The organism is Acidovorax sp. 62 (assembly GCF_002754495.1).
GTDB lineage: Bacteria > Pseudomonadota > Gammaproteobacteria > Burkholderiales > Burkholderiaceae_C > Acidovorax.
Genome location: NZ_PEFJ01000001.1, coordinates 779,883 through 802,003, shown reverse-complemented (window position 1 = coordinate 802,003; position 22,121 = coordinate 779,883). Strand labels below are relative to the sequence as shown.

General features: G+C 64.4%; 14 protein-coding genes and 3 pseudogenes. 7 read left to right on the top strand and 10 right to left on the bottom strand.

The window, feature by feature from the left end; genetic code table 11:
* Positions 1-135 precede the first annotated feature (135 nt).
* Positions 136-630: a hypothetical protein gene (locus CLU86_RS03680; RefSeq protein WP_199175081.1), complete on the bottom strand. Its 495-nt coding sequence runs from the start codon at positions 628-630 to the stop codon at positions 136-138.
* Between the two features lie 337 nt (positions 631-967).
* Here CLU86_RS03680 and CLU86_RS03675 point away from each other — a divergent pair, with 337 nt between their 5' ends.
* Complete coding sequence (locus CLU86_RS03675; RefSeq protein ID WP_369803803.1) at positions 968-2,815, top strand: EAL domain-containing protein; 1,848 nt, start codon at positions 968-970, stop codon at positions 2,813-2,815.
* Between the two features lie 20 nt (positions 2,816-2,835).
* Here CLU86_RS03675 and CLU86_RS03670 read toward each other — a convergent pair whose 3' ends face one another.
* Together CLU86_RS03670 and xdhC are read right to left on the bottom strand one after the other, a co-directional pair.
* Positions 2,836-4,101, bottom strand: a complete 1,266-nt coding sequence (locus tag CLU86_RS03670) for a urate hydroxylase PuuD (RefSeq protein ID WP_099740671.1) — start codon at positions 4,099-4,101, stop codon at positions 2,836-2,838.
* A 221-nt stretch (positions 4,102-4,322) separates the two neighbouring features.
* Complete coding sequence (gene xdhC, locus CLU86_RS03665; RefSeq protein WP_233195191.1) at positions 4,323-5,129, bottom strand: xanthine dehydrogenase accessory protein XdhC; 807 nt, start codon at positions 5,127-5,129, stop codon at positions 4,323-4,325.
* A gap of 85 nt (positions 5,130-5,214) precedes the next feature.
* Here xdhC and CLU86_RS03660 point away from each other — a divergent pair, with 85 nt between their 5' ends.
* Positions 5,215-5,766, top strand: coding sequence for a hypothetical protein (locus tag CLU86_RS03660; RefSeq protein ID WP_099658531.1), 552 nt, complete (start codon positions 5,215-5,217; stop codon positions 5,764-5,766).
* 151 nt (positions 5,767-5,917) lie between these two features.
* Here the strand turns inward: CLU86_RS03660 and uraH are convergent, their stop codons facing one another.
* Positions 5,918-6,268: a hydroxyisourate hydrolase gene (gene uraH, locus CLU86_RS03655; RefSeq protein WP_099740669.1), complete on the bottom strand. Its 351-nt coding sequence runs from the start codon at positions 6,266-6,268 to the stop codon at positions 5,918-5,920.
* 229 nt (positions 6,269-6,497) lie between these two features.
* The gene (locus CLU86_RS03650) at positions 6,498-8,048 is read right to left on the bottom strand and encodes a PLP-dependent aminotransferase family protein (protein WP_099740668.1); all 1,551 of its coding nucleotides are present in this window, start codon (positions 8,046-8,048) and stop codon (positions 6,498-6,500) included.
* A 167-nt stretch (positions 8,049-8,215) separates the two neighbouring features.
* On the opposite strand from CLU86_RS03650, the pseudogene CLU86_RS03645 reads away from it, so the two are divergent.
* Positions 8,216-8,923, top strand: a pseudogene (locus tag CLU86_RS03645) (GNAT family N-acetyltransferase); the annotation flags it as partial.
* 101 nt (positions 8,924-9,024) lie between these two features.
* Positions 9,025-10,818, top strand: a complete 1,794-nt coding sequence (ggt, locus tag CLU86_RS03640) for a gamma-glutamyltransferase (protein ID WP_099740666.1) — start codon at positions 9,025-9,027, stop codon at positions 10,816-10,818.
* Between the two features lie 457 nt (positions 10,819-11,275).
* Here ggt and CLU86_RS03635 read toward each other — a convergent pair whose 3' ends face one another.
* Positions 11,276-15,355 carry a DUF4347 domain-containing protein gene (locus tag CLU86_RS03635; RefSeq protein ID WP_158236301.1) on the bottom strand — a complete coding sequence of 1,360 codons (4,080 nt, stop codon included), beginning with the start codon at positions 15,353-15,355 and terminating at the stop codon, positions 11,276-11,278.
* 483 nt (positions 15,356-15,838) lie between these two features.
* On the opposite strand from CLU86_RS03635, the pseudogene CLU86_RS23265 reads away from it, so the two are divergent.
* A pseudogene (locus CLU86_RS23265) lies at positions 15,839-16,082 on the top strand (IS3 family transposase); the annotation flags it as partial.
* Positions 16,083-16,104: 22 nt separating this feature from the next.
* Here the strand turns inward: CLU86_RS23265 and CLU86_RS03630 are convergent.
* A pseudogene (locus tag CLU86_RS03630) lies at positions 16,105-16,657 on the bottom strand (tyrosine-type recombinase/integrase).
* A 392-nt stretch (positions 16,658-17,049) separates the two neighbouring features.
* Between CLU86_RS03630 and CLU86_RS03625 the strand changes: the two are divergent.
* Complete coding sequence (locus CLU86_RS03625; RefSeq protein ID WP_099654884.1) at positions 17,050-17,283, top strand: hypothetical protein; 234 nt, start codon at positions 17,050-17,052, stop codon at positions 17,281-17,283.
* A 63-nt stretch (positions 17,284-17,346) separates the two neighbouring features.
* On the opposite strand, the gene CLU86_RS03620 is transcribed toward CLU86_RS03625, so the two are convergent.
* From CLU86_RS03620 to CLU86_RS03610, 3 genes are all read right to left on the bottom strand, one after another.
* Positions 17,347-18,663, bottom strand: a complete 1,317-nt coding sequence (locus CLU86_RS03620; protein ID WP_099740664.1) for a glycerate kinase — start codon at positions 18,661-18,663, stop codon at positions 17,347-17,349.
* A 170-nt stretch (positions 18,664-18,833) separates the two neighbouring features.
* A complete protein-coding gene (locus tag CLU86_RS03615) occupies positions 18,834-19,829 on the bottom strand; it encodes a tripartite tricarboxylate transporter substrate binding protein (protein ID WP_099740663.1) in 996 nt (331 codons plus the stop codon).
* 106 nt (positions 19,830-19,935) lie between these two features.
* Positions 19,936-21,018: a tartrate dehydrogenase gene (locus CLU86_RS03610; protein ID WP_099740662.1), complete on the bottom strand. Its 1,083-nt coding sequence runs from the start codon at positions 21,016-21,018 to the stop codon at positions 19,936-19,938.
* A 169-nt stretch (positions 21,019-21,187) separates the two neighbouring features.
* Here CLU86_RS03610 and CLU86_RS03605 point away from each other — a divergent pair, with 169 nt between their 5' ends.
* Positions 21,188-22,111 (top strand): LysR family transcriptional regulator, encoded by a 924-nt coding sequence (locus CLU86_RS03605; protein ID WP_099654880.1) that lies wholly within the window; start codon positions 21,188-21,190, stop codon positions 22,109-22,111.
* The last annotated feature ends 10 nt before the right edge of the window (positions 22,112-22,121 follow it).

Here is a 22,121-nt window from a genome sequence, read left to right as displayed (position 1 = left end):
CGGTTTGCCAAGGGGCCTGTTTCAGGCCCCTTTTTCTTGGGCGGCTTTGCGCAGGGGAAGACCTCTACAATACAAGGAAAATTGGCGCCTAGCGCTCAATCCATAAGCGCTAGCAGCTATAAAATAAATAGCAAATCAGGGGCTACAGCGCACCGGTGCAACGCCCCCAGCGCCCTGCCCGCCACCCTGGCACTGCAAGCTGGGGTTGGTGGCGCGGTATGCGTCCTCCTGGGCGCTCACATCGGCGGCCTCGGCCTGGGTCAAGCCCCGGTAGCCCCGCCCATACGGCCAACCATAGCCCCAGCGGAACGGGGTGCGCACCTGCGGCCCGCCGCCCGCCCGCACGCCCAGAAACATGGTCTGGGCCAGGCCCGGGTTGCCGGTCTTTTGCTCCACACAGGTCTTCAAGGCCATGTCTGCCTGCAGGCGCGCCTCCTCAAGCCCGCCGCGCCAATAGGCCAGGTCATGGGCCAGGCAGCAGTCGCACCAATCCGCCGGTATGGCGGGTGATCGGTCTGGAAACAGGCTGCACCCATCGGTGCTGAAGGGCGCAATCGAGGTGGGGGCCGCCACCGAGGCACAGCCCGCCAAAACCAGCGGGGCCACCAGCGCCAGAAGCTGGCCGCGCAAGCGGGCTGCAGTGCCTGGCCTTTGTGCGGCGTGGAGGGGTCGGTGTTTTGAAAGGCGCATGGCAGCGTGGTGGTGTGGTGGTGTGGTGGTGTGGTGGTGTGGTGGTGTGGTGGTGTGGTGGTGTGGTGGTGTGGTGGTGTGGTGGTGTGGTGGTGTGAGGTCTGGTGGGGTTTGTCAGAAGACACCGCCCCTGGGGACGGACTGGGAGTATCCGCTGCAGCAGCGGGCATATGAGCGCAGAGGGGCTGCGGCCATCTCCCTTGTTTTCGCCATTTGTAACCACATTGTCACAAGTCGTCGCTATCGTCAGCCCCTGCTCAGGGATCCAACACACGCGATGCAAAACATTCAGTGCAGCCGACGAGAGGCGATGGTGGCGCAGCTGTCGCCCGCTGCACGCCATAGCACGGGCGCGCTGGCCCGGTTGATGCGCGAGGGCGGGCTGCACTGCGTCTATCAGCCCCTGGCAGACCTGCGCGAGGGCAGCATCTACGCACACGAAGCGCTGATCCGTGGCCCGCAGGGCACGCCCCTGCATACACCCGATGCCTTGCTGGCCCAGGCCAGCAGCGAGGGCATTCTCCAAGACTTTGAGCTGTTTTGCGCCTTCACGGCCCTGGCGCAGTGGAGCGAGCAGGCCGCGCCCGGGCGGCTGTTTGTGAACATCAGCGCCGACGCCCTGGTGCACGGCGTGGGCCTGATCGGGGCCCAGCGGCTGGGCGAAGCGGTGCGCAGCTTGGGCCTGAGCGCCCGCATGCTGGTGCTGGAGATCACCGAGCACGAGCGCGTGACCGACATGCCCCTGCTGCGCCAGGCGATTGACGCGGTGCACGCCTGCGGCGCGCGCATGGCGCTCGACGACTTTGGCGATGGCCGCTCCAGCCTGCGGCTGTGGTCTGAGGTGAAGCCGGACTTCGTGAAGATCGACAAGTACTTCATCCGCGAGATCAGCGACCGGCCGGACAACCTGCAGATGCTGCAGGCCATCAAAGGCATTGCCGATGTGTTTGGCACCACGCTGATTGCCGAAGGCATTGAAACCCGCGACGACCTGCGGGCGCTGCGCGACCTGGACATTCCTTTTGGCCAAGGCTGGCTGCTGGGCCGCCCCGCGCTGGCCCCGCGCGATGCCGTGGACGGCCCGGCGCTGGAAGTGCTGCACGACCGCCGCGTGGCCGTGCTGCCGCACCTGGGGCAGATGGCGCGGCCCAGCATTTTGCGCAGCCTGCTGGTGGTGCAGGCCCCGCCCGTGGCCCCCACCACCAGCAACGATGCGGTGGCCGCCATGTTCCATGAGCGCACCGAGCTGCACGCGCTGGCGGTGGTGGACGGCACGCGGCCCGTGGCCCTCATCAACCGCCAGCAGTTCATGAACCACTACGCCACGCTGTACTTTCGCGAGGTGCATGGCCGCAAGCCCTGCCTGGCGTTTGCCAACACCGCCCCCCGCGTGGTGGAGCTGGACTGCGATGTGGAGCAGCTGGTGGGCATCCTCACATCGCAAGACCAGCGCTACCTGAGCGACGGCTACATCGTCACCGACAACGGCCGCTACCTGGGCCTGGGCACGGGCGACCAGCTGGTGCGCGCGGTGACCGAAACGCGCATCGAGGCCGCCCGCCACGCCAACCCGCTCACGTTCTTGCCGGGCAACATCCCCATCAGCCTGCACATGCAGCGGCTGCTGGACAACGGCACCGAGTTCGTCGCCTGCTACGCCGACCTGAACCACTTCAAGCCCTTCAACGACCACTACGGTTACTGGCGCGGCGACCAGATGATCCGGCTGGTGGCGCGCCTGGCCACCACGCACTGCGATGCGCGGCGCGACTTTGTGGGCCATGTGGGTGGAGACGATTTCATGCTGATCTTTCAGAGCAGCAACTGGCGCCAGCGCTGCAAGAACATCGTGCAGGACTTTGCCCGCGAAGCACTGGCCCTGTTTGACGAGGCCGCGCAGCGGGCGGGCGGCATCCAGGCTGAAGACCGGCACGGCGTGCCCCGGTTCTTCCCGTGCACCACGCTGGCCATGGGCGCGGTGCACATCACACCGGGGCGCTTTCGGCATGCCGAAGAGGTGGCCAACCTGGCCGCCGTGGCCAAGCACGAGGCCAAGCAGACCTCCGCCGGGGTGGTGCTGCACAGCGGGCTCACGCCCTCAGACCTGAGCGCGCTGGCGGCCTGACATCCCCCCGTTGGCGCCCGTCAGGGCACCTGCGCCCCTGCCTCAAACCAGCGGCCAATCAGCGCGCGCTCGGCGTCGGTGATCTGGGTGGCGTTGTTCATGGGCATGAGCTTTTGCACCACCGCCTGCTGGTAAATGGCTTGGGCGTTTTGCTTGACCAAAGCGGGCGAGTCCAGCCGCAGATTCTTCATCTGCACCTGCGCGCCGTGGCACAGGTAGCAGCGCTGCTCCAGCACGGCTTGCACCGCTGCAAAGTCAGCCTTGGCATCATTTTGGCCTGTAGCGCTTGCTGCACCTGCGCTGACAGCTCCTGAAACAGGAGCAGAAATAGGTGCAGATGCGGGCACCGGCGCCACAGGCACCGGGCGCATCCACACAATGGCGCCCAGGATGACGGCCACGCCCACCAGCGCGTACGGCAACGGGTTGCCATTGCGGCCCAGCTTGTAGCCGTGGCGCATCACGAAGAACTGGCGAATGGCCGCGCCCGCAAACATCATCAGGATGAGCACCAGCCAGTTTTGCGGGTGGTTCCAGGTAAAGCTGTAGTGGTTGCTGAGCATGGCAAACAGCACCGGCAGCGTGAAATAGGTGTTGTGCACGCTGCGCTGCTTGCCGCGCTTGCCGTGGATCGGGTCGACCGGCTGCCCGGCCTTGATCTGCGCCACCACCGTGCGCTGGCCGGGGATGATCCAGAAGAACACGTTAGCGCTCATGGCTGTGGCGATCATCGCGCCCACCAGCAAAAAGGCCGCGCGGCCTGCAAACCAGTGGCAGGCCAGCCAGGCGGCAATGCACACCAGCCCAAACACCAGCGCGCCCACGATGGCGTCGTCGTTCTTCTTCTGGCCAAAGATGCGGCAAATCGCGTCGTACAGCAGCCAGAACACCACGAAGAACCCGAGCGCCACCGCAATCGCCGTGGCGGGCGCCCAGTCCATGCGCGACTTGTCGATGAGGTAGGTGCTGGCGCTGTAGAGGTAAGACACCGTGAACAGCGCAAAGCCGCTGAGCCAGGTGCTGTAGCTTTCCCAAAAGAACCAGTGCAGGTGCCCGGGCAGCTTGGGCGGCGACACGGCGAACTTGACCGGGTGGTAGAACCCGCCGCCATGCACGGCCCACAGCTCGCCGCTCACGCCCTGCTTTTTCAGGTCTTCGTCCTCGGGCGGCGTGAGGCTGCTGTCCAAAAAGACGAAGTAAAACGACGAGCCAATCCAGGCGATGGCGGTAATGACATGGACCCAGCGCAACAGCAGGTTGGCCCAGTCGAGAACGTAGCTTTCCATATCTCAACCTTGGCAGCGCAGGGCGCCGCAAACCTGCTCACCACTGCGGGCGCTCTGAGCAGAAAACGAAGGTCGCGCACCTTGGCTGGCTGGCCTTTCCACACAAGAAAGACCGGCGGGCCGGGGCACCGCTGCGACCGAAAATCACCGACCGATAACACCCAAAAGTGTATGCACGAATTGTTCCAGATTCGGCCCCGTCAAGTAAGCCGCGTGGCCCGCTACGGCGTCAGGGTCTGCAGCAATTGCGCGGCCACCGCCACGGCGATCACTTCGGGCTGCTTGCCATGGATGCCGGGCACGCCTATCGGGCTGGTCACCTGCGCCAGCTCGGCCGGGGTGAAGCCGCGCTCGGCCAGCCGGTGCGAGAAGGTGGCCCACTTGGTCTTGCTGCCGATCAGGCCGATGAAGGGCAGATCCTGCTGCTGCCGCTGGCGGCGCAGGCAAGCGGCCACCACGTCCAGGTCTTCGGCGTGGCTGAAGCTCATGATGAGCACCCGCGAGCCCGCTGGCAGCGTGGGCACGGCCATGTGCACGGGCTCGGAATGCTCGCAGACCACGCCCTCGGGCGGTGCGGGCGGGAAGATGCCGTCGCGGCTGTCAATCCACGTCAATGCAAAGGGCAGCGGCGCCAGCACCCGCGCCAGGGCGTGGCCCACATGGCCGCCGCCAAACAGGGCCACGGGCGTGCGCGGGCCTTGCAGCCGCTCAGGCAGGCCGGCGGCATCCGCCGGGCCCAGCGCCTCAAACTGCAGGTGCACCACCCCGCCGCAGCACTGGCCCAGGGCCGGGCCCAGGGCGTAGCGCATCTGCGGCTCGCCGGGCTCTCCCGCCAGGCGGCGGCGCGCATCGGCCATGGCCTGGTGCTCCAGGTGGCCGCCGCCGATGGTGCCGATCACGCGGTCGGCCAGCACCGCCATCCAGGCCCCGGGTTCCCTTGGGGCCGAGCCTTCGGTAGACTCCACCCTCACCAGCCACGCGCTTGCGCCACCCTGTAGCGCCTCCGCCAGCAAACGTACATCCGTCACATCGGCCCTTTCACCTTTCAAAGGTTGCACGCGGCAGTACCGCATGCAACCCCTGTGTTTCGAGTTTTCAGACTCCACGCCCAGCATGCCATCCACCCCACCCTCAAGCGCCCAGCGTGCGCAACGTGCCCAGGGCGCCCGCCCCAGCTGGCTGCGTTGGCTGCTGGCCAGCGCCATGGCCGCACTGGCCGCCTGCAAGTCACCACCGCCGGAAGCGCCTGCGGTGCAAGACAGCAAGATGCCCGCCCGCGACTCTGCGGCGGCGCCCCTGACTGCCACGGTGGTGGCGCCCAAAGCGTCTGCCGCCATCTCCGCGCGCGACTACCGCAAGGATGCCGCGGCCCACCTCTACAGCCAGAACCAGCAGCGCATCTACCAAGGCAAACTGCCCGCCATGCTGTACGCCATTGGCGTGCTGGAGGTAGACATTGACCGCCAAGGCCGCGTGGCCCGTCTGCACTGGGCCCGCGCCCCCCGCCACGCGCCCGAGGTGGTGGCAGAGATTGAGCGCACCGTGCGCGCCGCCGCCCCCTACCCCACACCCAGCCGCATGGGCAAGGTGACCTACATCGACACCTGGCTGTGGGACAAGAGCGGCAATTTCCAACTCGATACCCTCACCGAAGGCCAACACTGAGCGTCTGGCTGAACGCGTGGGTGGCCATGGAGGCGGGCTCTGCGGCCGCCTTCATGGGTTGATTGATGGAAAAAAACTCCGCTAAGGCGCATTCAATAAGCGCAAGAAGCTATCAATTAAGTAGCAAAAAGACCTGATAGCACCCCAAGACTCAAGACCCCCGGTAGGTCGAATAGCTCCAGGGGCTTACCAGCAGGGGCACGTGGTAGTGCTGGTCGGCATGGGCAATGCCAAAGTCCAGGCTCACCTGGTTCAGAAAATTCGGCTCGGGCAATGCAACGCCCCGGGCCTTGAAGTACCCCGCCACATCAAACGTCAGCCGGTAAGTGCCCGTGCGCAGGCTGGCGTTGTCAAACAAAGGCGCGTCGGTGCGCCCATCGTGGTTGAGCACCAGCGCCTTGATCAGCGTGGCCTGCTCGCCCTGGGTGGCATACAGGCGCACCCCCATGCCCGCAGCGGGGCAGCCGTGCATGGTGTCTAAAACGTGGGTGCTAAGGCCCATGGTGTGTCTCCGGCAAGTGGGTCAAACAAAGAAAGCAAAAGCGGCTCTGGGCAGCAATGCCCCAGGCAGACGGCGGACCACGGGGTCCGCGCCGCCCCCCTGTGCGAGCAGTGATGGATTCCCAAAGTGTATGCAGTTTGTGTTCATCAAAAACACGCGCTGCACGAAATCGCCCGGCCCGCTGCGTTCAACGTTCAGCAGGTTTCATGCCCGTCCCAACCGGCGGCAATCAACCCTGCAGTGCCTGCAATGCCAGCGCCGACAGGCGCTGCACCAGCGCCGGGTACTGCGATTCAGACGTATTGCCATAGCCCAGCACCAGCCCGTTGCAGCCCGGCCGTGGCACCAGCGCAAAGCGTGACAGCGGCGCGGGCGCCATGTCGTAGGCGCGGGCGGCTTCGGCCAGGGCCGTGTCGGGGCAATCGGGTGGCAGTTGCACCGTCAGGTGCATGCCACTGTCGCCCCCCAGCACCTGGTGTGGCACGGCCATGTGCTGGGCCAGGGCCTCGCGCAGGGCCTGCTGGCGGCGGCGGTACAGGCGGCGCATGCGCCCCAGGTGGCGGGTGAACTGGCCCGTGTCGATGAAGTCGGCCAGCGCCAATTGCTCAAAACGGTGGCCACCACGCAGCGTCTCGTGCAGCAGCGTGTGGGCCTGTGCCGCCAGCGCTGCGGGCAGCACCACAAACCCTAGCCGCAGCGCCGGGAACAGCGTCTTGCTGAACGTGCCCACATACAGCACGGGCGCACCGGGCTGCAAGCCCTGCATGGCCCCAATCAGCTCGCCCGCGTGGCGAAACTCGCTGTCGTAGTCGTCCTCAATCAACCACGCGCCATGGCGCTGTGCCTGCTGGATCAGCGCCAGGCGGCGCGCCGCCGACAGCACGGCCCCGGTGGGGTACTGGTGCGAAGGCGATGTGTACACCAGCCGGGGCGGCTGCGCGGCCCAGGCGCCCTCGGGCACCGCCAGCCCGGCGCCATCCACGGGCATGGGCACCAGGTTCATGTCGCCACAGGCAAATGCGGTTTGCGCGCCCCGGTAGCCGGGGTCTTCCAGCCAGGCCGTGTCGCCAGGGTTGGCCACCAGCCGCACGCACAGGGCCAGGGCCTCTTGCGCGCCTTCGGTGATGACGACTTGCTCGGGCGTGCACAGCACACCCCGCGCCACCGCCAGGTGGTGCGACAAAGCCTGACGCAAAGCGGGCTCGCCCGCCGGGTCGCCATAGCCCAGGGCGCTGACCCCGCCGCGCTGGTAGGCCCGGTCTACCGATCGCTTCCAGGCGCTCATCGGGAACCGCGCCAGCGCTGGCACGCCAGGGCGAAACGCCTGCGCACCGTCAGAGGCAGAACCCACGGTCGCAGGGGTCATCGTTGCGGCTGGTCCAGGGCGCACCCTTGCCACCCGCTCGGCCATCTGCCCCACGGCCTGCCCGGCCACGCTGGATAACGGCGCCGCAGGGCCAGCCCCCACCGCCTGCCCTGCCTGGGCCGATGCGTTGCCCCGCCCCAGCGCCGCCACCCGCGTGCCCTGGCGGCTCGGCTCGATGTAGCCCTCAGCCCCCAATTGCTCGTACACGGCCGTCACGCTGTTGCGCGACACCGCCAAGTCCACCGCCAGCGCACGCGAGCCCGGCAGGCGGCACCCCGCAGGCAGGCGTCCCGCCCATATCGCCGAGCGCAGCAGCTGCAGCAGCTGGCGCTGCAAGGGCTCGGCCCCCGGCCCGCGCAGCAGGGGGGTTTGCAGCAGCACATCGGCCACAGGTGACACATGAAGTTCTGACATGGATGTGGGGCCCGGATGGAGCGAACGATGGCGCCATCGTGGCACCATCAAATGAATCTGACGTGGCTCTTTTTTCAGAGCCACCAACATTTTAGAGTGGCACTCTGGCGCACCACCTTGCGTGCATCCTTTGGCCATCTACCTCACATCACTTGCCATCAGCCACCATGACCCAACGCACCAACGAATACGGCCAACCCATCGGCGAGCCCATGCCCCACTGGAGCCCTCGGCCTGCGCCCACCGGCGTCACGCTGAAGGGCCGGTTTTGCCATCTGGAGCCACTGAACGCGGCCCGCCACGCCACAGACCTGTTTACCGCCTACCAAACCGCACCCGACGGCCGCAACTGGACCTACCTGCCCATCGGCCCCTTTTCCAGCGAAGACGAGTACCGCCGACACGCCGAGACGGCCGCACTAAGCACCGACCCACGCCACTTTGCGGTGATCGACACCGCCACCGGCAAGCCCGTGGGCACCCTGTCGCTGATGCGCATCGACCCCACCCATGGCTGCATTGAGGTGGGCCATGTCACTTTCTCGCCGCTGCTACAGCAAACCCCCGCGTCCACCGAAGCGCAGTTTTTGCTCATGGCCTACGCCTTCGACACCTTGGGCTACCGCCGCTACGAGTGGAAGTGCGACAGCCTGAACGAGCCCTCGCGCCGCGCCGCGCTGCGGCTGGGTTTTCAGTTTGAAGGCATCTTTCGCCAAGCCCTGGTCTACAAAGGCCGCACCCGCGATACGGCCTGGTTTTCCATCACCGATGCCGAATGGCCTGCCGTGTGCGCAGCGCTGCAGACCTGGCTGAGCGAGAGCAACCTGGGCGCGCAAGGCCAGCAGCGCCAGTCGCTCGCCGCCATCCGCGCGGCGCTGCCGGGCACTGATTGAGGCGGGGACTCCAGCAACATTGCACAGGGCCCCAACCGCCCTACACTGGCACACCCAACCCTCAGCAACCAGGAGATGACTGAATGAACATCCGGCAAACCCTGCTGTCCGCCAGCCTTGCGCTGGCCTTGGCCAGCCTTGCAGCCTGCGGCTCGACCCCACCGCAAGCCACTGCAACCCCTGCTGCTGCGCCCGCCGTGCAGCAAACGGCCGCCGCTGCAGCCGCCAGCGCCGCCTATGACTTCGACATGGACGTGTTCCACCCCGTGGTGGCCAACAACGGCATGGTGGCGACCGAGCAAGAGCTGGCCTCGCGCATCGGGCTGGACATTCTGAAAGCCGGTGGTAACGCAGTCGACGCCGCTGTGGGCATTGGCTTTGCGCTGGCCGTGGCACTGCCCAACGCGGGCAACATCGGCGGCGGCGGCTTCATGATGGTGCACGACGCCAAGACCGGCAAATCCGTGGCGCTGGACTTCCGCGAAGTCGCACCCCTCAAGGCCAGCCGCAACATGTACCTGGACGACAAGGGCAATGTCATCAACGGCAAGTCGCTCTACACCCACTACGCCGTGGGCGTGCCCGGCACGGTGGCCGGCATGGAGCATGCGCTGAAGAAATGGGGCACCCTGCCGCTCGACAAGGTGATTGCGCCATCGATTGCGCTGGCAGAAAAGGGCTTCCCCGTCAGCGAAACCCTGGCCAAAATCCTGCAGCAAGAAAAGAAGAACATGGGCCAGTGGCCCGCCACCACCGAGATCTTCTGGAAGAACGGCGAGCCCCTCAAGCGCGGCGACCTGCTGGTGCAAAAAGACCTGGGCCAATCCATGCGTCTGATCGCGCAGCAAGGTGCCAAGGCCTTCTACGAAGGCGCCATCGCCCAGAAGATTGCCGCAGAAACCGCGCCGCACGCTGGCGCTGTGACGCTGCAAGACCTGCGCGAATACAAGGTGGCCGAGCGCGAACCCGTGCGCGGCACCTACCGTGGCTATGAAGTGGTGACCATGCCTCCACCCTCTTCGGGCGGCACGCACCTGGTGCAAATTTTGAACATGCTGGAGCAGTGGCCCCTGGCCCAATGGGGCCAGAACAGCGCCCAGACGCTGCACTACATGGCCGAGAGCAGCAAGCTGGCCTATGCCGACCGCTCCGAGTACCTGGGCGACCCCGACTTCGTGAAGATCCCGCTCAAGGGCCTGACCTCCAAGCGCTACGCCGAATCGCTGGCCAAGACCATCGACGGCAACCGCGCCCGCCCCGCCAAGGAAATCAAGCCCGGCCAGCCCCAACCGTATGAAAGCGACCAGACCACCCACTACTCGGTGGTGGACAAGGCGGGCAACGCCGTGGCCGTGACCTACACGCTGAACACCAACTTTGGCAGCGGCATCGTCGCCAAGGGCACTGGCATCTTGCTGAACAACGAGATGGACGACTTCTCGGCCAAGCCCGGTGTGGCCAACGCCTACGGCCTGGTCGGCGGCGACGCCAACGCCGTGGCCGCCAAGAAGCGCCCCCTGTCGTCGATGACGCCCACCCTGGTGCTCAAGGACGGCAAGCCCACGCTGGTGACCGGCAGCCCTGGCGGCGCCCGCATCATCACCACCGTGCTGCAAACCGTGGTGAACACCATCGACTTTGCCAACAACCCCGCCGAAGCCGCCGCCACGCCGCGCATCCACCACCAGTGGACGCCCGACGAACTGCGCGTGGAAAAGGGCCTCTCGCCCGACACCCTGGCCCTGCTCAAGCAACGCGGCCACAACATCGCCGTGAAGGCATCGATGGGACGCACGCAGACCATTCAGATCCGCAACGGGCTGCTGTATGGGTACTCTGATCCGCGCAATCCGGATGGGCAGACGCTGGGGTATTGAAGACTGATGAAGGCGCGCCTGCTGGGAGGTGGGTGCGCTGGGATAAGCAAAAGGGCCGCACGATGTGCGGCCCTTTTTTGTGATGGGTACTCGCGTTTCCGTGAGCACGCGGGGGGCAGATCTGGACCCAAAGCTGGCCTTGCGTCAGTTACCGTGAATGACCGCATTGCAGCGATTGCTGTCTGTTGAGCTTCCCATGTGCACGGCTAGTTTCTGACGCCAAGCAGTCGTTGGTGGGAACACTGTACGCACGCCCTTCGAAGTTCATGTCCGCGCCGATCACAGCTTTGCGGGTACATGATGAAGCGCCCCTGTTAGACCTCACCCCAACATAAAACACTCACAGCTGACACTCGCGGTGGTGATGTGTCCGGCATTTTCCACCTAGATAAAACGTGCCCGTAGATCCGGACACGTTGCCACTCACCATCAGGACGTCAAGCTATCTTCGTGCCAGCTACTCGCGGGCACGCTGGCGCTGCTTGTGCCAAACCATCAGTCCGAGCATCGCCGACAGCAGCGCTAACGCCCACGGTGCATCCACAGGAATCCCCACTGCGTCGCTCGCCACAGGCCCTACCAACGGGGCGAACGGATCGCTGATGCTGCCGACCGCTCCATCCGAGTCACCCACGCCGTTATCCGTGATGCTGTAGGTCACCGTCTTGCGGTCGCCGCTGAGTGATGCGCCGCTGAACTGGAACCAACTGGACGCAGCCACCACCCCGCCCGCCGCCGCTGTAGCAGGGCCGTACTTCCAGAACTGAATGCCGGCCGGGAGGGCTTCAGGGTATGTAATCGCCATCGTCACCGTCCCGACGCAGCTGGTGGACTGGAATGCGTATTCCCCATAAGGCATGGTTTTGCCCGCAGGAGCCGGGTTGGACAAACTCGCAAAACCGCTGGTGGGATTCAGCGTGCAGGATGAGCCGCCTCCCGACAGGGTCGCCGTAGCCGTACCGACCATGCCAGGCACCGAGCCCGACACAGTAAGCAACTGGGGTGTTACGGCGGAAGATGCCGCCGATGCAGCGCTAGCGCCTGCGGAGTTGTTGGCGGTCACCGTGAAGGTGTACGACGTGCCGTTGGTCAGACCAAGTACGACGATGGGGCTAGAGGCGCCGGTAGCTGTGATACCGCTAGGCGCGGATGTCACCGTAAAACTGGTGATTGGTGCGCCACCACTGAAGGCCGGGGCCGTGAATGACACGCTGGCCAGGGCATTCCCCGCTGTGGCCACACCGATGGTGGGTGCACCCGAAATCACTGCGTTGACTGCAAAGCTGCGCGACACCTGTGGGGCAGCCAGATAACTGCCATTACCGACCTCGTCTGCATTGATCGTGCAGGTGCCGGCAGTGACAAAGATCAGCGAGCCACCGGCGGTGATGGTGCAAACGCCCGTTGTCGAAGACGTGAACGTCGGGGTCAGTCCGGAGTTGGAAGTCGCGGTAAGCGTCGGGGTCGTTCCAAAGTTCTGTGCGGGTGGCTGGGTAAATGTAATGATTTGCGCCGCCTTGGGCGTGACCGCATTGGATGCCGCAGAAGCCGAGCCCGTACCCACAGTGTTGGTTGCAGTGACTGTAAACGTATAGGAAACCCCATTGGTCAGACCCGTCACAGTGATGGGGCTTGCAGCGCCAATATTGGTCAGGCCAGCCGGGTTTGATGTGACGGTGTAGCTGGTGATGCCGGAACCACCCGTGAATGCGGGGGCAGTGAAGGTGACCGTTGCCTGGGTAACGCCGGCAACAGCCGTGCCGATCGAGGGTGCACCTGGCACAACTGCGGCGACAGTGAAGTTTTGCGCAACCTGCGGGGCCGCCAAGTAACTGCCATCACCGGCCTGGTCTGCATTGATGGTGCAGGTACCGCTAGTGACGAAGGTCAGTGCACCGCCGGTGCTGATGGTACAGATGCCTGTTGTCGCTGACGTGAAGGTCACGGCCAAGCCAGATGTTGCCGTAGCGGTTAGCGTCGGGGTCGTGCCAAAGTTCTGCGTGCCGGGGTTACCGAAGGTGATCGCCTGCACCGCCTTGGGTGTGACGGCATTCGATGCCGCAGACGCCGAACTAGTGCTTGTACCGTTGGTCGCGGTGACGGTGAAGGTGTAGGGCACGCCATTGTTGAGCCCTGTCACGGTGATGGTGCAGGCAGCAGGACCAGCACATGTGCCGGTCGCGCCGCCAGGATTTGCCGTTGCCGTATAGATGGTAATGGGTGCGCCACCGTTGGACGCTGGCGCGGTGAAGGTGACCGTTGCCTGGGTACTACCCGCTGTAGCCGTTCCGATCGTCGGGGCCCCGGGGGCGATGGCGTTGACGGTGAAGGTTTGCTGGACCTGTGGAGCGGCATTAAAGCTGCCATTGCCCGCCTGATTTGCGTTGATGGTGCAGCTACCGGCTGTCACGAAGGTCAATGTGCCGCCGGGCGTGATCGTGCAGACACCGGCAGTGGCGGTCGTGAAGGTGGGTGCCAGGGTCGATGTGGCAGTGGCCGTCACTGTGGGCGAGGTGCCGAAGTTTTGCGCCCCGGGGTTGTTGAAGGTGATGGTCTGTGCGCCTTTGGGGGTGACGCTGTTGGATGCCGCCGATGCAGTGCTGGTGCCGGCACCATTGGTTGCGGTCACGGTGAACGTGTAGGCCGTGCCGTTGGTAAGCCCCATGACGGTGATGGTGCAGGCAGCAGGCCCTGCGCAGGTGCCAAACGCCCCCCCGGAGTTAGCCGTTGCCGTGTAGGTATTAATGGCAGACCCGCCGTTGGAGGCCGGGGCGGTGAAGGTGACCGAGGCCTGGGCATCACCCGCTGTCGCCGTGCCGATGGTGGGCGCGCCGGATGCGACTGCAGCAATCGTGAAGGATTGCTGGACCTGGGGCGCCACGGCGTAGGTTGCGTCACCGGCCTGGTTGGCATTGATGGTGCAGGTACCGGTGGTCACGGTGGTCAATACACCGCCGGAGGTGATGGTGCAGACACCGGAGGTGGTGGTCGTGAAGGTGGGTGCCAGGCCCGATGTGGCGGTGGCAGGCAGCGTGGGCGTGGTGCCGAACGACTGGGTGCCGGGGTTGTTGAAGGTGATGGTCTGCGGGCACTTGCTGGTAGTGAACGTAGCGTCATTGCCGTTGGTGGTGCCTGCGCTGCTGACGCCGTTGACGCGGAAGTGGTAGGTGGTGTTGCAACTCAGGCTGGAGATGGCCACGGAGGCAGCGGTGACACCAGCACCTGCGCCCACGGTGCCGCCGGTGGTGGCGGCTGCAGAGTTGCCGTAAGCGTTGGTCAGGCCGTATTCGAAGGTGACGGTGGTGGATGCGCCGTTGTCGTTGACGGTACCGTTCAGGGTCGCGCCAGTGGTGGTGATGCTGGTGGCGGCGCCTGTGGTCGCGGTAGGGCTCGGTGCAACGGGGTTGTCCAAAACGATATTGTCAAACGCGAGCAAGACATCGTTTTGCGCGGCATTAGCACTGAAAACGATGGTGTCAATGTATTGCCACTTGCTGCCGGTGAAGTCAAGGTGCAATCCCCATCCGCTGCCATCGCTGGGCCCGATGCGTGTGGCTGTCATGGCATTCACACCAGGGCTGTAGTTTTGCGTCGTCAGCACCGATATGTCAAAACCCGTAATTTGGGCGACCTGGGTTCCGCCAGGACCGCCGGTGTACCCGGTGACCGTGAAAATCTGTGCGGGCCCACCATTACCCGTTGCGATGTCCATAGACGTCAGCTTGAACTTGGTTTGGGCATTGCCTGCCAATGTAAAGCTGGTGACGCTGTTCGCGGTACTACCGGTCCAGTTGTAGTCGCCAATGATGCCGTTGCCAGTGAAGCCGCTGAGGGTAGTAGCCAGGAACGACGCTACATCTGGGCCAGCCCCGCCGTTGATGTCCACCTGGCCTGCGCCATTGACCGTGAAGGTGATGCCATCAAAGTCATAACTGCTCGTCGTATTGCCTTGTACTGCACCTGTGAATGTGATCGTGGTCGGTGTGGTCAGCGTAGTCGGCAATACATGGCTATACAGCGCCCGGGTTTCCGCTGTCAGCACCGATTCCGCACGAGTCTTACCGGTGGTGGATTCCAGAAGCCAATCGCCACCCAATGCCTTTGCGCCAGTGAGGTTGTCAGACGCGGCAACATTGGCCCGTGTCAATGCAGACAATTCCTGTACGAAGCGTTTTCCATCTTCGCCTTTAGCAACCTCACATCCGTATAGCAACAGCTCGCCGCCTTCTCGCAGGCTTTGCCCGATCTGCTGGAGCATGCCTTCCTGTGCGGACAGGTTGGCTGCGTTCAACGAAAAACTGCCCAGATCCAACTGGGCCATGCTTCCGTGAGAAATGAGGTGGATGGCGCTCAGGCCGCTGCGGCCCTGGAGATAGGCCGACATTTCACGCAGACCATTGCCCTGGCTATTGAGGCGGACCACTTCAATGTGCGGCCGCACCCCGAAGGCCAGCAATTGCCATTCGCTGACATTGTCTTCAACAAACAGCACTTCATCCGCACCCAGAACGGGTTGCACCGCATGGGCTTCCGCCACCCCTGTGGCCGCAATAGACGCGGAGACTGCTGGTGATGCGTGCGCAGGAGCACTCAACAAAGCACCCAACACCAGCAGAATTGAGAAGACCCGACTGTGCCAGCGCGGGAATGCTGATGTATGTAGGCCAGGCTGAAGACCAGCATGTGGTTTTTTCTGTACCATTTTTAAATCTCCCCTAGCGTCAATTTATAAAATATAAATAGCTTATTTTTTATATTTTGCCAATAAAAAATCGTCTACATTTTTTATTTGGCGCAGCAGAGAAAGATAGCTCAAACTCAATCGCTCGACAATAAAATATGGCGATCTTTCGGTCGAAAAATGTGGCTTTTGCCATTGTCCGCGGAGCATTCTCCGTGCTTCGAGCAACAATTCATCGCTGGCACTTGCGATACAGGCTGAGAATTTTTAATCTTCACAATTAGCATACGGAAAAAATTGGACTACCAGCAGGTATTCATATATTCCTAAGAAGACAAAATCCGCCCCGTTGAGCGCCCCATCAAGCTGGGCAAATGCGTCAGGCCAACCTCCCGTCAGTTGGGTTACTCAACCAAGAATTCCTTGACGGGGTGTGTTTTCGTGAGTGCTAGCAACGTCTCGGTTTGCCGATGGGCTACGCAGGCAGGGAGCCCAAGTTCTCGCTGGCGCAGAAAGCAGCTGCCATCGAGCGCACTGCCTCACCCAAGGTCGATACATTGCTGCCACTATGAGGGCATTGGGCGATTCATTTTCGCTTTCTCAACTCAAATCTCGGTCTGTTCAGATAGCTCAAGAGCATCGTCGACCTCAATGCCAAGGTATCGGACAGTTGACTCGATTTTTGGGTGGCCAAGGAGTAGCTGGACCGCACGTAAGTTCTTCGTTCTGCGGTAAATGAGCGTAGCCTTGGTGCGCCGCATGGAGTGCGTTCCATACTCTGCTGGATCCAAACCGAGCTGCAACACCCAGCGCTCAAGAATCCGGGCGTACTGACGCGTCCCGAGATGCGGTGACTTGTGAATTCGGCTCGGAAAGAGATAGTTTTCCGATTGCAGCCTAGCGGTCTTGATCCATTGCTGAAGCGCTTCACGAGTGGTCGCCATGGCAAACATCGCGGACCTTAAGGGCGACCAAGTCGCATCCGCGCAGCTTGCTGTCTATTCCCAGGTTGAAGAGCGCAAGCTCGCGCACCCGGTTCTCCATCTGAAGACGCACGCGCAGCGCACAAATGTCTTTGGGCTTGAAGGGCGCCTTCTGACCAACGATCTTTCCCTTATTCCAGGGCTCGCGATGAACGACAGTTGCAACGGATTCCATGATGGTCTCCCATCGAGTGGGCGGGGCGAAACCATGCGCCTTCTAGATGACGTTGTCCACAAGTGACCACGCTAGCTGTGTCAGTTCTTGCGGTTCAGAAGAACGGCCTGATGATGTTCTTCACTGTCTGCTCTCGATCACAGCAGTCGTTCAACGACTGCGTGTTGAGTGACAGCAACCAGCCTGTAGCAGTCGGCCAAGCGCGTGTTGCGACCGATTGCACCTGCCCAAATGCAGCGCTTACTCCAGAAAGAAAAAGCCTGGCCGGTTCCAAACGCAGCAAAACGCGGTCCCTCACCTGTTGCACGCACCCCACCCCTCAGGGTTGTCCAGAGTGCCCGCGAGTCCGCCACACTCCCTACACTGAGTCCAATCCACCACGCAAAGGCGCTATGGCACACGTCAGCTGGACTCAACAGCCACCCACCAGCTGGGTCGCAATGGTCGATGGGCAAGCCATCTGTACCCTCAAAGGCAAAGACATTGGCGGCTGGAATGCCACCTGGGCCGGAGAGCGGCTGTGGCCGCCACCAGCGCATTTACCCAAGGCCACGCCGCAGCCCATGCGGTTTTTCGGCAGCCTGGACGAAGCCAAGGCGGCCGTGGAGCAGGCGCTTTCCGTGTGAGGCCTCCTCCTTCAAACCCCAAGCCTTTCAGGCCTCTAGCGTTTGATGGATAAGCGCGAGCAGCTACAAAACCAATAGCACCCTGAAGTCATTCACATTGGTGTGCGTGGGGCCGGTCACCACCAAATCGCCCAGTGCGCTGAAGTAGCCATAGGCATCGTTGCGGTCCAGGTGGTCGTCCAGGCGCAGGCCTTGGGCGCGGCCACGGGCCAGGGTGTCGGGGGTGACGATGGCGCCTGCGTTGTCTTCCACGCCGTCGATGCCGTCGGTGTCGGCCGCCAGGGCCCACACGCCGCTTTGGCCCTGTAGGGCCTGGGCCAGGCCCATGCAGAACTCACCCGCACGGCCGCCCCTGCCTTTGGGGGCGCCTTCGGGGCGGGGGCGCACCGTGACGGTGGTTTCGCCACCCGACAGCAGCACGCAGGGGCGCGCAAAGGGGGCGCCGCGCTGGGCCACGGCGCGGGCCAGGGCGGCGTGCACCTTGCCCACTTCGCGCGATTCGCCTTCGATTTCATCCGACAGGATGTGCGCGGCCCAGCCTGCGGCACGGGCGGCTTGGGCTGCCGCTTCGAGCGACTGCTGGGGGGTGGCGATGAGGTGCACCGCGTGGCCTGCAAACACGGCGTCGCCGGGCTTGGGGGTTTCGAGCAGGCCCGCCTCCAGCGCTGCGCGCACGGCGGGGGGCACGGTGATGCGGTAGCGGGCAAGGATGGCCAGCGCATCGGCGCAGGTGCTGGCATCGGGCACGGTGGGGCCGCTGGCGATGATGGAGGGGTCGTCGCCCGGCACATCGCTGATGGTGAGGGTGACCACACGCGCCGGGGCGCAAGATGCGGCCAGCCGCCCGCCTTTGATACGCGAGAGGTGCTTGCGCACGCAGTTCATCTCGCCAATGGCGGCACCGCTGGCCAGCAGTTCCTTGTTGATGCGTTGCTTTTCGGCCAGCGTGAGGCCGTCGGCCGGCAGCGTGAGCAGGGCCGAGCCGCCGCCAGAGATGAGGCAGATGACCAGGTCATCGGCCGTGAGGCCCTGGGTCAGCGCTAGCATGCGCTCGGCCGCCTGCAGGCCTGCGGCGTCGGGCACGGGGTGCGCGGCTTCCACCACCTCAATGCGCTGTGCCAACCCGGTCGGCCGGGGCGGGATGTGGTCGTAGCGGGTGACGACCAGGCCGCTGAGCGGCGCGTCCGCAGGCCACAGCGCCTCCAGCGCCTGCGCCATGGAGCCCCCGGCCTTGCCTGCGCCCAGCACCAGGGTGCGGCCTTTGGGCGGGACGGGCAGATGTTTTGTGAGGCCCTGCAGGGGCTGGGCGCGCTGCACGGCCACGTCGTACAGGTGGCGCAAGAAGGCGGTGGGGTACTGGTGGGGGTCAGGCAAGGTCATGGCTTGGGATTGTGGTGCAGGCTGGGTGATTGATCCGGCACGAACCTGCTTGAGCCGTTCACGCGGAGCGTATCGAATCGGCGTGTGAGGCTTCGACCAGCGCAGTCCGATCGGGTGTTGGAAGCATCAGGATGCCCCATTGAAAGCCGTCCACAGACCGATTCCCCGCCCTACTCCAGCACCACCTTCGCCTCTTTCACCAGGCGCGCAAAGCGCTCGGTGTCGTCCTTGATCTGGCGGGCCATTTGCTCGGGCGTGTTGCCAATGGGGTCGGCGCCAATGTCGTCCATCTTTTTGCGGAAGTCGGCCGACTGGATGATCTTGACCATCTCGGTGTTCAGCCGCGTGACCACGTCTTTGGGGGTGCCTGCGGGGGCCAGCACGCCAAACCAGGTGCCCAGGTCAAAGCCTTTGAGCCCGGCTTCGTCCAGCGTGGGCACATCGGGCAACGCGGCAGAACGCTTGGCCGTGGTCACCGCCAGCGCACGCAGTTTGCCACCCTTGATGTGTTGCAGCACGGGCGTGATGGTGTCGAACGACATGGTGATCTGTCCGCCCAGCAGGTCGGTCGTCATGGGGCCGCTGCCCTTGTAGGGCACATGCAGCAGTTGCACCCCGGCCATGGATTCAAACTGCGCGCCAATCAGGTGCTGGCCCGTGCCGTTGCCGTTGGAGCCAAAGGTGAGCTTGCCCGGAGCGCGCTTGGCCTGGGCGATCAGCTCGGGCACGGTGCGGATGGGCGTAGCAGCATCGGCCTGTACCACCAGCACGTTGGGCACCATGGCCACGGTGGTGATGGGGGCGAGGTCTTTTTGAAAGTCGTAGGCCAGCTTGCGGTACACGCTGGTGGCAATGGTGTGGTGCACCGCGCCCATCAGCAGGGTGTAGCCATCGGGCTTGGCCTTGGCCACAAAGTCAGCGCCCAGCGTGGAGCCAGCGCCGGGCTTGTTCTCCACGATGACGGGCTGGCCCAGGCTTTTTGACAGCTCTTGCCCCAGCGCGCGGGCCAGCACGTCGGTAGTGCCCCCTGCAGGAAAGGGCACGATCAGGCTGATGGTTTTGGCGGGCCAGGCCTGGGCGGCTGCCGTGCTGGCCAGGGCGCACAGCAGGGCCGCACCGGCCAGGTGGCGCAGGGTGTGGCGCTTGGTGAAGTGAAACGTCGTCATGGCTTGTCTCCAATGTCGTTCGGTGGGTTGAGCCCCCGGCCGCCGCGCCTCTTGCTGGGCTGCGTGCGTGGCCTGGGGAATTGCGCTGGACTTGCGCTTTGCGGACTCAGGCTGCCAGCCGCTCGCACACAGCGCGGGTGACCTGCGCGGTGGTGGCTTTGCCACCCAGGTCGCCGGTGTGCAGGGCCGTGTCGGCAGTGACTTGCTCGATGGCGGCCATCAGGCGCTGGGCGGCGGCGTGCTCGCCCAGGTGTTCGAGCAGCATCACGCAGCTCCAGAACGTGCCCACGGGGTTGGCCAGGCCTTTGCCCATGATGTCGAAGGCCGAGCCGTGGATGGGCTCGAACATGCTGGGGTAGCGGCGCTCGGGGTCGATGTTGCCGGTGGGCGCAATGCCCAGGCTGCCCGCCAGCGCGGCGGCCAGGTCAGAGAGGATGTCGGCATGCAGGTTGGTTGCAACGATGGTGTCGAGCGTGGCCGGGCGGTTGACCATGCGGGCGGTGGCCGCGTCCACCAGCTCCTTGTCCCACTTCACATCGGGAAACTCCTGGCTGATTTGCTGCGCAATCTCGTCCCACATCACCATGGCGTGGCGCTGGGCGTTGCTCTTGGTGATGACGGTGAGCAGCTTGCGGGGGCGCGACTGGGCCAGGCGGAAGGCGTAGCGCATGATGCGTTCCACCCCGGCGCGGGTCATCACGCTCAGGTCGGTAGCCACCTCGATGGGGTGGCCCTGGTGGGCGCGACCGCCCACACCGGCATATTCGCCCTCGGAGTTTTCGCGCACGATGACCCAGTCCAGGTCTTGCGGCGCGCAGCGCTTGAGGGGGGCATCAATGCCCGGCAGGATGCGCGTGGGCCGCACGTTGGCGTACTGATCGAACCCCTGGCAAATCTTCAGCCGCAGGCCCCACAGCGTGATGTGGTCGGGGATGTGTGGGTCGCCCGCCGAGCCGAACAGGATGGCGTCCTGGCCGCGCAGTTGCGCCAGGCCATCGGTGGGCATCATCTCGCCGTGGGCGCGGTACCAGTCGCCGCCCCAGCCATAGCTGGTGAACTCAAACGCCAGGCCGGGCTGGGATGCGGCCAGGGCCTGCAGCACTTCTTGCCCGGCGGGAATCACTTCCTTGCCAATGCCGTCGCCAGGGATGCAGGCGATGCGGTGGGTTTTGGGGGTGGCTTGGGTCATGTCATGGTCTCCTGATCTGAAGGGGGGTCTGCGGTGGCGGGGTGTTCTCGGCATCCATGGGGTCTTGGCCTGAGAACCGGTTCACAAAGCCGCCATGGGCCAAATCTAACGAGCATCGGATTCAAAAAGACACCCTTCAAGTTATCCTGTTGTTAACTTGAAAGAAACAATGAGCACACCGCTTTCTGCCCCTTCCGAGATGGCGTTCTTCAGCCTGCTGGCGCGCTGCGGCAGTTTTTCGGCCACGGCGCGCGAGTTGAACGTAAGCACGCCCGCCGTCAGCAAGCGCCTGGCGCAGATGGAGGCGCGGCTGGGCGTGCAGCTGCTCAACCGCACCACGCGGCGCGTCAGCCTCACGCCCGAGGGCGAGACCTATCTGGCGCACGCGCGGCGCATCCTGGCCGACATTGCCGACATGGAGCAGCTGGTCTCGCGCACGCAATCCACCCCGCAGGGGCTGCTGCGGGTGAATGCCACGCTGGGCTTTGGGCGCAGCCACATTGCGCCGCTGATCTCGGACTTTGTGCGCAGCCACCCGCAGGTGCAGGTGCAACTGCAGTTGTCGGTAGACCCACCGCCGCTGGCATCGGACGCGTTTGACGTGTGCATCCGCTTTGGCGAGCCGCCCGACGCACGCGTGATTGCACGGCGCATTGCCCCCAACCGGCGCCTGCTGTGCGCATCGCCCGCCTACCTGGCGCAGCGCGGCACCCCCAAAATACCGAGCGACCTGGCCCGCCACGATTGCATTGGCATACGCCAGGGCGACGACGCCTACGGCCAGTGGCGGCTGAGCCCCGCCCGCAAGAGCAGCGCGGTGGAGGTAGTGAAGGTGCGTGGCGGCCTGAGCACCAACGACGGCGAAATCGCCGTGAACTGGGCACTGGAGGGCCACGGCATCGTGATGCGCGCCGAGTGGGACGTGGCCCGCTACCTGCGCAGCGGCCGCCTGGTGCAGGTGCTGGCAGACCACCACACGCCCCCGGCCGATATCTACGCCATCTACCCCCAGCGCCACCAGGCGGCGGCGCGGGTGCGGGCGTTTGTGGACTTTTTGGTGGGGCGGTTTGCCAGCAGCACGCCGGGGGATTGAGCCCTTTTCA